The 12,898-nt window shown below is 61.1% G+C and carries 9 protein-coding genes; 3 read left to right on the plus strand and 6 right to left on the minus strand.

Annotated features, from left to right (window positions below; translation table 11 throughout):
• Positions 1–6,301: amino acid adenylation domain-containing protein (locus WCL58_RS11400; RefSeq protein WP_336851168.1), on the plus strand; the 6,301-nt coding region annotated here is incomplete at its 5' end.
• Positions 6,302–6,351: 50 nt separating this feature from the next.
• Here WCL58_RS11400 and WCL58_RS11405 read toward each other — a convergent pair.
• The 3 genes from WCL58_RS11405 to lpxO all read right to left on the minus strand — a co-directional run bounded on the left by WCL58_RS11405 (position 6,352) and on the right by lpxO (position 9,290).
• Positions 6,352–7,050 (minus strand): CTP synthase C-terminal region-related (seleno)protein, encoded by a 699-nt coding sequence (locus WCL58_RS11405; protein WP_443005004.1) that lies wholly within the window; start codon positions 7,048–7,050, stop codon positions 6,352–6,354.
• A 117-nt stretch (positions 7,051–7,167) separates the two neighbouring features.
• Positions 7,168–8,088 (minus strand): kdo(2)-lipid IV(A) palmitoleoyltransferase, encoded by a 921-nt coding sequence (gene lpxP / locus WCL58_RS11410; protein WP_141960368.1) that lies wholly within the window; start codon positions 8,086–8,088, stop codon positions 7,168–7,170.
• A 296-nt stretch (positions 8,089–8,384) separates the two neighbouring features.
• The gene (gene lpxO, locus WCL58_RS11415) at positions 8,385–9,290 is read right to left on the minus strand and encodes a lipid A hydroxylase LpxO (RefSeq protein WP_060424607.1); all 906 of its coding nucleotides are present in this window, start codon (positions 9,288–9,290) and stop codon (positions 8,385–8,387) included.
• A gap of 247 nt (positions 9,291–9,537) precedes the next feature.
• Between lpxO and WCL58_RS11420 the strand changes: the two genes are divergently transcribed.
• Together WCL58_RS11420 and WCL58_RS11425 are read left to right on the plus strand one after the other, a co-directional pair.
• Entirely contained in the window at positions 9,538–9,879 is a 342-nt protein-coding gene (locus tag WCL58_RS11420) for a hypothetical protein (protein WP_016930249.1), read from the plus strand.
• Between the two features lie 150 nt (positions 9,880–10,029).
• Positions 10,030–10,260, plus strand: a complete 231-nt coding sequence (locus WCL58_RS11425) for a hypothetical protein (protein ID WP_127554754.1) — start codon at positions 10,030–10,032, stop codon at positions 10,258–10,260.
• A 74-nt stretch (positions 10,261–10,334) separates the two neighbouring features.
• On the opposite strand, the gene fis is transcribed toward WCL58_RS11425, so the two are convergent.
• The 3 genes from fis to prmA all read right to left on the minus strand — a co-directional run bounded on the left by fis (position 10,335) and on the right by prmA (position 12,892).
• Positions 10,335–10,631, minus strand: a complete 297-nt coding sequence (gene fis / locus WCL58_RS11430) for a DNA-binding transcriptional regulator Fis (RefSeq protein ID WP_000462905.1) — start codon at positions 10,629–10,631, stop codon at positions 10,335–10,337.
• Positions 10,613–11,617, minus strand: a complete 1,005-nt coding sequence (dusB, locus tag WCL58_RS11435; RefSeq protein ID WP_025304426.1) for a tRNA dihydrouridine synthase DusB — start codon at positions 11,615–11,617, stop codon at positions 10,613–10,615. The genes fis and dusB overlap by 19 nt, the downstream gene beginning before the upstream one ends.
• A 393-nt stretch (positions 11,618–12,010) precedes the next feature.
• Positions 12,011–12,892, minus strand: a complete 882-nt coding sequence (prmA, locus tag WCL58_RS11440) for a 50S ribosomal protein L11 methyltransferase (RefSeq protein WP_033636181.1) — start codon at positions 12,890–12,892, stop codon at positions 12,011–12,013.
• Positions 12,893–12,898 lie beyond the last annotated feature (6 nt).

Genomic DNA, 12,898 nt, shown 5'->3' on the forward strand with positions numbered 1-12,898 from the left:
CACGCTGGCGCTGCGCATCGATCTTCGCGACGATCCGGATCTGCCGACGCTGATCGCGCGGATCCGCCATGCGGTGCTGGCGGCACGGGAAAATCGCGATCTGCCGTTCGAGCAGGTGGTGGAGCTGGTCAATCCGCCGCGCCACCTGGGCTATACCCCGCTGTTCCAGGTGATGCTGGCCTGGCAGGACGGCTCGGTGCGCGATATCTCGCTGCCTGGGCTGCAGGCCGAGAGTGCCGAGTTGGGCTATCAGATCGCCAAGTATGATTTGACGCTCGATCTGGCGGAGCGCGATGAGCAAATCAGCGGGACGCTGAACTTCGCCACCGCGCTGTTCGACCGCGCTACCGCCGAGCGTTACGGCGTTTACCTGGTGCAGGTGTTGCGGGCGATGGCGACAAATGCTACGCAGCCTGCGTCGCATCTCGATCTGCTGCCGGCTGCCGAGCGCGAACTGTTGTTGTACGGCTGGAACCGAACCGCGGAAGTTTATCCGGCGCAGAGCAGTGCCCACGTCCTGTTTGAACAGTGGGCGCAGCGCACGCCGGACGCCGTTGCGGTGGTGAACGATCGGGACAGCCTGAGCTATGCCCAATTGAACGCCCACGCCAACCAACTGGCGCACCAACTCATCGCACAGGGCGTGCGCCCAGGCGATCGCGTGGCCACGTCGCTTGAACGCAGCGTTTCTCTGGTCATCGCTCAGCTGGCGATCCTCAAGGCGGGGGCTGCTTATGTGCCGCTCGATCCGCACCTGCCCGTTGCGCGGCAGGCGTGGATCATCGGCGACAGCGGGGCGTCGTTGATCCTGTGCGATCGCGATCTCGACCGCGAGATAGCCGGCGAGATCGCATGCCTGCGTATCGATCGACTGCGGCAGAATCCGACCCACGATCCGGCGGTGCCTCGCGCCGGCGACGCGCCGGCCTACATCATGTATACCTCGGGCTCGACCGGTACGCCTAAAGGCGTCATGGTGACGCATCAAGGCATCCTCCGGCTGGCGATCAACAACCGTTTTGCGTCGTTTGAACGCGGCGATCGCTTCGCTTTCGCCGCCAATCCGGCGTTTGACGCCAGTACGCTGGAAATGTGGGGAGCCCTGTTGAATGGCGCCAGTCTGGCGATCATTGCGCCGGAAGTATTGACGGAGGCCGAGGCGTTGGCGGCGGCGCTGGTGCGGCAAGGGATTAACGTCTTGTTCCTGACCACCTCGTTGTTTAACCAATATGTCCATAGCATCGCCGCGACGCTGGCGCAGTTGAAATATCTGCTGAGCGGCGGTGAAGCGGCGGATCCGCACGCCTTTGCCCGCATGCTGAAAGAGGCCGGGCCGGTACGGCTGATCAACGGTTATGGGCCGACCGAGTGTACGGTGTTCGCCACGACGGCCACGATCGAGCGGGTGGATCCCTGGCAGCGCTTGCCTATCGGGCGGCCGATCGGCAATACCCGGATTTATCTGCTGGATGAGCACGGGCAACCGGTGCCGCTCGGCGCGACCGGCGAGATCTACATCGCCGGCCCCGGAGTGGCGCTGGGTTATCTCAACCGCGCAGAGTTAACGGCAGAGCGATTCCTGGCGGATCCGTTTAACCCAGGCGAGCGGATGTACCGCACCGGCGATCTGGCGCGCTATCTGCCGGACGGCAATATCGACTACCTGGGACGCAACGATCGGCAGGTGAAAATTCGCGGCTTCCGCATCGAATGCGGTGAGATCGAGGCGCGAGTGGCCGGTCACCCGGCGGTGCGCGAAGCGGTGGTGGATGTCCTCGGCGAAGCGGACACTAAGCGGTTGGTGGCCTGGGTGGTGCCGGAGGCTGACGCGGATCGCCAGACGTTGGCGGTGACGCTGCGACAGTATCTGGCGGGGATGTTGCCGGAGTTTATGCTGCCGGCGGCCTGGGTGGCGCTGGATACGCTACCGCTGACGCCGAACGGCAAACTGGATCGGCGCGCGCTGCCTGAGCCGCAGGAGGACGCCTACGTGCGTGAGGTTTACGCCGAACCTGAAGGCGAACTGGAAACGCTGCTGGCGGGGATCTGGCGCGAGCTGCTGGGCCTTGAGCGGGTCGGGCGCCACGATAACTTCTTCGAATTGGGCGGCCACTCGCTGCTGGCGGTGAAGTTGATGGCGCAGCTGCGCCGTGTCGGGCTGAGCGCCGGGGTGCAAACGCTGTTCACCGCGCCGACGCTGTCAACGCTGGCGCAGACGTTGGTCACGCAGCAAGAAGTGAGCGTGCCGGCCAACGGTATCCTACCGGGCTGCGTAGCCATTACGCCGGAGATGTTGCCGCTGGCGACGCTGAGCCAGCCGGAGATCGACGCGGTGGTAGCGCAGGTGCCGGGCGGCGTGGCCAACGTACAGGACATCTACGCCTTGTCGCCGCTGCAGGAGGGGATTTTGTTCCACCATCTGCTGGCGGAACGGGGCGACCCGTACCAGCTGTCCGCGGTGCTGCGTTTCGACAGCCGTGCGCGCCTGGACGCCTGGCTGGCGGCGATGCAGCAGGTGATCGATCGCCATGACATTCTGCGCACCGCGTTCATCACGCAGGGCGTGTCATCGCCGGTGCAGGTGGTGTGGCGCAAGGCCGAGTTGTCGCTGCGCGAACTGCGGCTCAATCCGGCGGAGGGCGAGATCGGTTCGCGGCTGACGGCGTTGTTTGATCCGCGCCGCGTGCGGCCTGACCTGACGCGCGCCCCGTTGCTGAACTTTGTCGCCGCACAGGGGGAAGAAGGCAGTTGGTGCGTGCTCCAGCAGTGGCATCACCTGATCGGCGACCACTCGACCCTGGCGGTGATGCAGGAGGAGATCAACCTGATCCTGGCCGGGCGCGGGGACGAACTGGCCAAGGCGCCGCCGTTCCGCAACGCGGTGGCGCAGGCAAGGCTCGGCGTCAGCAAGGCCGAACACGAACAGTTCTTCCGCACTATGCTGGCGGATATCGATGAACCGTCGTTGCCGTTCGGCCTGAGCGACGTGCATGGCGAAGGGCGGGATATCTCGACGGCGCACCTGGCCTTACCGCATACGCTCAACCAACAGCTGCGGCGGCAGGCGCGGCGGCTGGGCGTCAGCCTGGCCAGCCTGTGCCACCTGGCCTGGGCGCAGGTGTTGGCGCGCGCTACCGGCCGCGATGAGGTGGTGTTCGGCACCGTATTGTTGGGCCGCATGCAGGCCGGAGACGGGGCGGAACGGGCGCTCGGATTGTTTATCAATACTCTGCCGCTACGGCTGGATGTCAACGAGGTCGGCGCGGAATCGGCGGTGTTGCAGGCGCACATCCGGCTGAGCGGGCTGCTGGCCCATGAGCATGCGCCGCTGGCGTTGGCGCAGCGCTGCAGCGGCGTCGCCGCAGGCACGCCGCTGTTCAGTGCCCTGCTGAACTACCGGCATAACAGCGGCGAGGACACCGCATTGCCGACCGGCGTGACGCTGCTCGATAGCCAGGAACGTACCAACTATCCGTTCGTGCTGTCGGTCGAGGATGGCGGTGATTCGCTGGGCCTGACGGCGCAGGTCAGGCAGCCGATTGAAGCGCAGCGCGTGTGCGGCTATATGGCGCAGGCGTTGAGCGCATTGGCGCAGGCATTGGAGCAGGCGCCTCAGACACCGGTCTGCGAACTGGAGGTGATGCCGGATGAAGAGTATGCGCTGCAGCTGTGCCGCTGGAATCATACGGCGGAAGCTTACCCGGCGGATACCTGCGTGCACGAACTGTTTGAACAGCAGGCGCGGCAGACGCCGCAGGCCATCGCTTTGATTCAGGATGCGCAACGGCTCAGCTACGCACAGTTGAATGCGCGCGCCAACCGGTTGGCGCATCGGCTGATTGAGCGCGGCGTACAACCGGGCGACCGGGTCGCGGTGCGGCTGGCGCGCAGCATCGAACTGGTCTGCGCCCAATTGGCGGTAATCAAGGCCGGGGCGGCGTATGTCCCTATCGATCCGCAACTGCCGGCCGCGCGCCAGGCGTGGATCGCCGATGACAGCGGCGCCTGCCTGATGCTGACGGACGCCGTCGGCGACGAAGGCATTCCGCAGCTGACGGTCGAGGATCGCGAAGCTGAAGGTCATGTCGGTAACCCGGCGTTGCGCGTGTCGAGCGGCGCGACGGCCTACATCATGTATACCTCCGGCTCGACCGGTACGCCGAAAGGCGTCATGACGCCGCACCAGGGGATCACGCGTCTGGTGCGCAACAACCGCTACGCCGCCTTTGACGCCGACGACCGCATCGCCTTTGCCGCCAACCCGGCATTTGATGCCAGCACGATGGAGGTTTGGGCCGCCCTGTTGAATGGCGGTGCGCTGGTGGTGATCGCGCCGGAGGTGATGATGGAGGCCGAGCGTCTGGCGGCCGAACTGCAACGCCATCGCATCACCACGCTGTTCTTGACTACCGCGCTGTTCAATCAGTATGTGCACAGCATCAGCGGCGCACTGGCGCAGTTGAAATATCTGATTAGCGGAGGGGAGAAAGAGGATCCGGGCGCTTATGCGCGGCTGTTGCAAGAGCGGGGGCCGGTGCACCTGATCCATGCCTATGGGCCGACGGAGACCACCACCTTTGCGACAACGGCACGTATCGAGCGGGCTGAAGGGGAGGCGCGCTTGCCGATTGGGAAACCGATCGGCAATACCCGCGCTTACTTGCTGGACGCCCGCGGGCGCCCGGTGCCGATGGGGGCGGTGGGGGAATTGCACATCGGCGGCGTGGGGGTGGCGTTGGGCTACCTGAACCGACCGGAACTGACGGCACAGCGCTTCCTGAGCGATCCGTTCAATCCGCTCGGTGGCGGCCGCATGTATCGCACCGGCGATCTGGCGCGTTATTTGCCGGACGGCAGTCTTGAATACCAGGGGCGATGCGATCAGCAGATCAAGCTGCGCGGGTTCCGCATCGAACCGGGCGAGATTGAGGTGCAGCTGGCGGCGAGCCCGTGGGTGCGGGAAGCGGTGGTGCAGGTTTGTTCGACGGAACATCATCCGCGCCTGGTCGCCTGGATCGTACCGACGGCCGACGTTGACCGCAGCGCGTTGCAGGGACAGCTACGGGCCTATCTGAGCGAACGTTTGCCGGAGTACATGGTGCCGTCGGCTTATGTCTGGCTGGATGCGCTGCCGTTGACCGCCAACGGCAAGCTGGATCGGCGCGCCTTGCCGGAGCCGGAGCGCGCGGCAGTCGGCACTCGGGAGTATGCGGCGCCTCAGGGGGAGACCGAAACGACGCTGGCGCGGGTATGGTGTGAGCTGCTCGAGATTGGCCAGATAGGGCGTCACGACAATTTCTTCGAGCTCGGTGGCCATTCGCTGCTGGCGGTGCGTCTTTCCAGCCAGCTGCGTCAGCAAGGCATCACCTTGCCGGTACAGGCGATCTTCAACCATCCGATATTGGCCGAGCTGGCCGAGCGGATAGATCGTCGCACCGCCGAGGCTCCGCTGCGTAAAGCGGTGCCGGCTCGCAGCAGCGGCAGCCGGCCGCCGCTGTTCTTCGTCCCGACCGGCTTTGGTGACCACTCCTACGTGTTTGAATTGGCCAAGGAGATCGACGAGACCTTCCCGGTCTACGCCGTGCCGTGGCCGGCGGTGGAGGAGAAGCCGGCCACCATGTCCGATATGGCCGCCAGCGCCGTGGCGTTGATTCGCGAAGTGCAGCCGCAGGGGCCATACCATCTGGCGGGGTACTCTTCCGGCGGGGTGTTGGCCTATGCCATCGCCGAGCAGCTGCAATCGGCCGGGGAAGCGGTCGCTTTCCTGGGGTTGATCGACACGTTGCGGCCGGTGGCGGCGATGCACAGCCCGGTCCAGCTGTTGCTGAACTGGGTGGAGTCAACGCAGGAAAGGCCGGATCCGCAGTTCTGTCAGCAGTTGGCTGAGCTGCCGTTGCCGGAGGCGATTGCGGCCGTGCAACGCGCCGGGATCAAGACTCAGCGTGAGGAAGTGGCCGACGAGGCGGCGCTCTGGCAGCAGCGGCACCACTACGCCAAACTGGTGGAAGCGACCCTGGTGCAGCCCGCATCGCTGAAAATCCATCTGTTCAAGGCGAAGCAGGAGCAGGTTTCCGTCAATTCGCAGAACGCACAGTTCCAGGCGTATTGGCAGAAGATCAAGCAGGCGGGATATTGCCGCGAAGACGCTTCCGCGTTGGGATGGGATAAGCTGCTGCCGCCGGCGACCGTCCGCGTCAGCCAGGTCAACGGCGACCATGTGTCGATGATGGAGCATCCGGTTCATCGGCGTGAGCTGGGGCAACACTTCAATCTGGCGTTGCGCGAGCTCGGACAGGCGTAAGCCGGTGGGATGTCTTCGATGAGAAAGCCCTCGCAAGAGGGCTTTTTTTTTTACCCGTTGGCGGCGGTTTTGACGAGCTCCACCACCAGCGGCGATAGCTCGCCGCGCAGCGCGGCGCGTTCCGACTGGAACAGCGTGGCGACGTAAAAACGCCGGCCCGGCAGTTCGATGGCGCGCACGTCGCCTTCGCTGTCGTGGCCGCTAATGATCAGCGGGAAGCGTTGCAGATCGGCGACGAATTCCGGATTGACGCCGAAGTTGCAGTGGTAGCCTTCATGGGTGTTCAGGCTGCGGTAGGCCCGTGCGACGCGGGTGTCAGGCTGAAAAACGATGTCGCCGGTTTTTTCCACCAGCGAGCAGCTAAGCGGAGCGATCACCAGCCGGCCCCCGCTGTCGGTTTCCGCATGACCGGCGTCGTGCCAGCCCATCACGTTGCGGGCGTACTCGACGATCGCGTATTGAAAACCGCCGCAGGAGCCGAGGAACGGCACGTCGTTTTCCCGCGCATGACGGATCGCCATAAAGGCACCGTCGTCGTGACGATACGGGCTGCCCGGCACCACCCAGATGGCGTCGAAATCTTGCAGGACGTCGGGGGAGGTCAACGTTTCGGTCGGTAGCCACTGGGGCTGCACGTCGATATCGAGGTGGGCGGCGGTGAGCCGGAGCGCTACGGGGATGGCCTGATGGGCCACGGCTTGCGGGGTGTAATCACCGACCAGAGCAATGCGGACTTGAGCTTTCATCATTTCCTTTCCTGTGCGGGTAAAAAAGGAGATTACAGGAAAGCGGGATCGTGAACCGCAGATTTTTTAAACGCTGCGCACAAAAAAGCCCGGCGTCAGCCGGGCCGGAAAGGAAGAGGTTCAGTACAGCGACGGTGCGCCGACCGGTCGGGTTTTGAAACGGCGGTGCAGCCACAGATATTGCTCCGGCGCCCGCATGATCTCTTTCTCGATCACTTTGTTCATGTAAGCCGCCGCCGCCTGTTCATCGCTGAGCGGATAATCTTCCAGAGCCGGCTGGATCAGCAGGTCGTAGCCGCGGCCGCCTTCGCGGCGGATCAGCACCACCGGCACCAGCGCCGGGTTGGCCATGCGCGCCAGCATGAAGGTGCCGCTGGTGGTGGCGGCCTGATCGACGGCGAACAGCGGCGCGAATACGCTGCCGCGCGGGCCGTAGTCCTGATCCGGCGCGAACCATACTGCCTCACCGCGCTTGAGCGCATGCACCATGCCGCGCAAGTCCTTGCGATCGATCATCGCCTTGTTGGAACGCATGCGGCCCTTGGTCTGCGCCCACTCCATCGCCTTGTTGTTGTGCGGACGGTACATCGCCATCATCGGTTGGCACAGGCCCATGGCCCGGCCGCCCAGCTCCAGCGACATAAAGTGCACGCCGATCACCAGCACGCCGCGATCGTCACGCTGCGCCATTTTGAGGTGGTTGATGCCGGAGACGTTAAACCAGCGTTTGACGCGTTTATCCGACCAGAACCAGGCGATGCCGGTTTCCAGCAGGCCCATGCCGAGGGACTCGAAGTTGCCCACCACTTTGCGCTCGCGCTGCGCTTCGTCCATCTCGGGGAAGCACAGTTCGAGGTTGCGACGGGTAATGGTGACGCGACGCTTGAGAAAACGCATCGAGGTGCGCCCCATCCATACCCCCAAACGGTAAAGCAGCGGATAGGGGAGCTGTACCAGCAGGAACAGCAGAGCGAGGCCGAACCAGGTCAGCCAGTAGCGCGGGTGTAGCAAGGAAAGTTGAAATCTCTTTTGGCGTTTCATAGCAGCTCGTTTATGCGTTAGGGGGTAGCAACCTGTAGCGCATAAAGGATCCACTCGATAGCGATACAACTACTCAGACACCCGGGGACGGCCAGGGTTTAGTCAGATTCCATAATTGACTAAATCTTTACATTCGAAGGGCGGTTTGCGCTGCTATCAGGCTTCGGAGGGATAGCTGTTGGCCAGCGGAGGCGGCTCTAGGAATGCTTATGTTACCACAGAGTAAGGGGGATAGCGGAATAGGGGCATGCGAATATTCTCATTCGCGTTGCCCCTAAGTTGAAGATTGGCGCGTTTTATAGGCTGGGAATGATAATCGCGGCGAAGATTGCAGCGATCACCAGCCATTTCAGCAGGTAGTAACCGCGGCGGTTGCGTGCTTTCAGGCGCTGACCGGCATCGCGCACCGCGTTGACGTATTTGAAGATGCGGTTGATGCCGCCGGTGCGGTCCTGGTCGTCGTTCGGCGAGCTGGCCGCCGACATCAGCGTAGAGCCGACCCAGTGGTTGACCGCCTGCGCCCAGCGCCACTTCATCGGCCGCTCGACGTCGCAAAACAGAATGATGCGCGTCTGGTCGGTGTCGTTCTGCGCCCAGTGCACGTAGGTTTCGTCGAAGATCACCGCCTCGCCGTCACGCCAGCTGTGCTGTTCGCCATCCACTTCGATGAAGCAGCGATCGTCGTTGGGCGTCATCAGCCCCAGGTGATAGCGCACCGAGCCGGCGTAAGGGTCGCGGTGTTTACCCAAATGGCTGCCGGGCGGCAGCTCGGCGAACATCGCCGCCTTGACCGACGGGATGCGGTTGAGCAGCTCGACGGTTTGCGGGCACAGCGTCTGCGCCGAAGGGTGACTGTCGCTGTACCATTTCAGATAGAAACGTTTCCAGCCGCGTTTGAAGAAGGTGTTGAAGCCGGCATCGTTGTGCGACTGCGCCTTTTTGATGTGATCCTGCAGGCGCACCGCTTCTTCGCGGATCACCTGCCAGTTGTCGGTCAGCGTCTGCAGCTCCGGGAAGCCTTTTTCGTCGAAATAGGGCTGTTTGGCGGGCAAACGGGAGAAACCGGTCATAAACATGTTGATCGGCCCCATAAAGGTGGAGTGATCGAACAGTTGGCGGGTAACCTTTTGTTTCTCTTTGCCGCGGGAGTGCGCGTAGAAGAAGCTGACGATGAAAATGCCGATAATGATCGCGGCAACCATAGAATCCATCCCTGTTAATGCTTGTTAAAAATTCATACAAATTATAGTTTTGTGACAGGAAAAATTTAACGTTTTCGTGCTTTTTGACCGGGATTCGCTCGAACGGCATAAAAAAATGAGAAATTTATTTTTAATAAAATTTTATATCGATTTTTTTGGTTTTAGTCCTATTCTTAAATCGTTCAAGGGGCGTTTCATGCCATCTTGTTTCATGACGAATGGCACGTATCTGAGAAAAGAGGGACTTATGAAGAAATCAATCATTGCCTTGTCTGCACTGCTGCTCGCTTCCCCGGTGTTCGCCGCTGAGACCGCGACCGACACCGCCGCTCACGCCAGCAACGAGGTTGTCGCTGAGGCGCATAAAGGGGCGGATACCGCCAAAGAAAAGCTGCACCAGTCTCAGGACAAGGGTGAAGAGCTGAAGCTGAAAGCCAAGCACGCCGCCGAAGGCAAGAGCGACAGCGTCGGCAGCAAAGTGAGCGAAGGTTCGCAAAAGGCCTGGCACTCCACCAAACAGGGTACGGAGAAGGCTTGGGATAAGACCAAGCAAGGGGCGGAAAGCCTCAAGAACAAAGCGACCGAATAATTTGCTATCATCACATCAAGAGGGCCGGGTTTCCGGCCTTTTTTTATGGTTGCAATCCACCGTGCCGATGTCGTGCTTTGTCGCCCTGATTAAAACGTGAGAGTATCCTTCATCGATTGGCGACTCAATCGCAAGCAAGAAGGAAGCCCTATGAGACCCCGTTGGATAAGGCGTTTATTGACACCCTCACCCACCTGGACAGGCAGAGCATCGGTTATTTTGGGTCTGCTGGTGTTTGTGGTGTTGAGCGGGCTGGATAGCCTGAGCGTGGAGTTGGACGGGTGGAAGCGCTACGTGATGATCGCGGGCGTGGCGGGTATTTGCTATTTCATTGCCGGATATATTGATAAGCGCATTCCGCGCAAAGCCCCGCCAATGTAGGCACAGGCCAGAAAAAGAAAAAGGCGCTTATCAAATGAGATAAAGCGCCTTTTCAACACGTTAACTGACTAGTATCAGTTCATGCCGTATTTTTTCAGCTTCTTGCGCAGCGTGCCGCGGTTGATGCCCATCATCAGGGCTGCGCGGGTCTGGTTGCCACGGGTGTATTGCATCACCATGTCCAACAGTGGCTGTTCAACTTCAGCCAGTACCAGCTCATACAGGTCATTTACGTCTTGACCGTTCAGTTGAGCAAAATAGTTCTTCAGTGCTTGTTTAACCGAGTCACGCAGAGGCTTTTGAGTCACCTGATCTTGTGAGTTAACGGTAGAAACGGTCAGTACGTCAGAATTTACGCGTTGTTCGAACATAGTTCTGTCAGCTCTTTTTTTACGCTAAGATTTTCGAAATATGCCTCCAACGCCTCCAGCTGTTCGCTGGCATCCTCTATGGCGTTGAATGTGCGCCGAAACTGGTCATTCGGAGCGTGTTCCTGGAGATACCAGGACACGTGCTTACGAGCAATCCGGAATCCCTTGCCTTGGCCATAGAAGCCGTGCAATTCCCGAATGTGCCCAATCAACAAGCGCTTCACCTCGCCAAGCGGCAGCGGCGGCAGCAGCTCCCCAGTGTCCAGATAATGCTGGATTTCCCGGAAGATCCAGGGTCTCCCCTGAGCAGCGCGGCCTATCATCAGGGCGTCGGCCCCGGTGTAGTCGAGCACTGCTCTGGCTTTATGCGGGTCAGTAATATCCCCATTCGCGATAATCGGAATGGAAACACTCTGCTTAACTGCCCGAATGCTGTCGTATTCCGCGTTGCCGTTAAACAGACAGGCGCGGGTTCGGCCGTGAATCGTCAGGGCCTGAATACCACAGTCTTCGGCCAGTTGGGCAATCTCTACACAGTTACGATGCTCTGGCGCCCAGCCGGTGCGAATCTTCAGCGTTACCGGCACATCCACCGCGTCAACCACCGCGTGGAGGATCCGTTTTACCAGATCCGGGTACTGCAACAAGGCGGACCCGGCAAGCTTCCGGTTCACTTTTTTGGCAGGGCATCCCATATTGATGTCGATGATCTGCGCGCCGCTGGCCACGTTGATACGCGCGGCGGCGGCCATATCATCAGGATCGCATCCGGCAATCTGCACGGAGCGGATCCCTGGTTCATCGCTATGCACCATACGCAGACGCGACTTATCCGTCCGCCACACCTCCGGGTTGGAGGAGAGCATTTCGGATACAGCCATCCCAGCACCCATTGCATGACAGAGGGTTCTGAACGGGCGATCTGTAATACCGGCCATCGGGGCCGCAATCAGGCAATTAGTAAGCTGGTGGTGTCCAATGCGCATAGACAAAGAGTGACCATACTGTGTCCGCAAGGGCGCGTATATTACGCATTTTTGCGTCGAGATGAAAGGCCAAACTTTAACCAATTGGCCCGATATTAGGACGAAAAATGCGCTACGCGGTGATCTATGAAAATATTATATATATTTTACAATAAGTTGACGAAAAGTGCTTATTTTGTGTGCGGCAAAATATTCGCCTTTGTGCAGAATATTATCTGCATTCACCCGCGTTTTTTGCCGAGATAGCCTGTCTGGAAGGCGCATTGTCAGGGCGATCCATCGTTGAGCGGCGAAAAATTGCATAAAATTTTGTCTCGCCCGCAGGCCGATCGCCGGACAAAAAAAATCCACCGGCGCAGGGCCGGCGGATGAGGGGGCAATAGGTCGTGACGCTTACTTGCGGCGGCCGGTGATGCGGCACCACTCTTCGCGCTCGGCGACCGGGTCAAGCGTGAACTTCTCTTCGTAGGCTTGCGCAACGCTGCTCGCCTGGCTGGCCAGCACGCCGGACAGCCCCAGATGACCACCGGCCTTCGGCAGGCAGCCGATCAGGGGCGCCAGCTCGCGCAGCGGGCCAGCGAGGATGTTGGCGACCACCACGTCAGCCAGCAGGTCCGCCGGCTGGTCTTTCGGCAGATACAGCTCCAGACGCTCAGAAACGCCGTTACGCTGCGCGTTGTCGCGGCTGGCCTGAATGGCCTGGGGATCGATGTCGATGCCGATAGCGCGCGCTGCACCCAGCTTCAGGGCTGCGATTGCCAGGATGCCGGAGCCACAGCCGAAGTCGATAACGGTTTTGCCGGCCAGATCGAGGCCGTCCAGCCACTGCAGGCACAGCGCCGTGGTCGGGTGGGTGCCGGTGCCGAACGCCAGGCCCGGATCGAGCATCACGTTGACCGCGTCGGGATCCGGCACGTCACGCCAGCTCGGGCAGATCCACAAGCGCTCGCCGAAGCGCATCGGGTGGAAGTTGTCCATCCACTCGCGCTCCCAGTCCTTGTCTTCCAGCTGTTCTATCTTGTGACGGAAACCGGCGCCCAGCAGCGGGTGCTGTTCCAGCATCGCCACCACCTCGGCCATATCGGTTTCCGCGTCGTACAGGCCGATCACGTCGGTATCGCCCCACAGCAGGGTTTCACCCGGCAAGGGTTCGAACACCGGGTTGTCGTGGGTGTCCTGGAAGGTCACCGACACGGCGCCGCTTTCCACCAGCGCGTCGCTCAGGTCTTCCGCCTGGCTACCGGTGGTGTTCAGTTTGAGTTGGATCCAAGGCATAGCAAT

Origin of the sequence: Serratia sp. TMDUHS_CL, from assembly GCF_037137105.1 — a bacterium.
Classification (GTDB): domain Bacteria; phylum Pseudomonadota; class Gammaproteobacteria; order Enterobacterales; family Enterobacteriaceae; genus Serratia; species Serratia nevei.

What these genes read in the sequence shown, in the direction of transcription:
- WCL58_RS11405 (WP_443005004.1), bottom strand. Translation starts at nt 7,050, where the DNA reads ATGATGAAAGCTCAAGTCCGCATTGCTCTGGTCGGTGATTACACCCCG.
- lpxP (WP_141960368.1), bottom strand. Translation starts at nt 8,088, where the DNA reads ATGAAACGCCAAAAGAGATTTCAACTTTCCTTGCTACACCCGCGCTAC.
- lpxO (WP_060424607.1), bottom strand. Translation starts at nt 9,290, where the DNA reads ATGGTTGCCGCGATCATTATCGGCATTTTCATCGTCAGCTTCTTCTAC.
- WCL58_RS11420 (WP_016930249.1), top strand. Translation starts at nt 9,538, where the DNA reads ATGAAGAAATCAATCATTGCCTTGTCTGCACTGCTGCTCGCTTCCCCG.
- WCL58_RS11425 (WP_127554754.1), top strand. Translation starts at nt 10,030, where the DNA reads ATGAGACCCCGTTGGATAAGGCGTTTATTGACACCCTCACCCACCTGG.
- fis (WP_000462905.1), bottom strand. Translation starts at nt 10,631, where the DNA reads ATGTTCGAACAACGCGTAAATTCTGACGTACTGACCGTTTCTACCGTT.
- dusB (WP_025304426.1), bottom strand. Translation starts at nt 11,617, where the DNA reads ATGCGCATTGGACACCACCAGCTTACTAATTGCCTGATTGCGGCCCCG.
- prmA (WP_033636181.1), bottom strand. Translation starts at nt 12,892, where the DNA reads ATGCCTTGGATCCAACTCAAACTGAACACCACCGGTAGCCAGGCGGAA.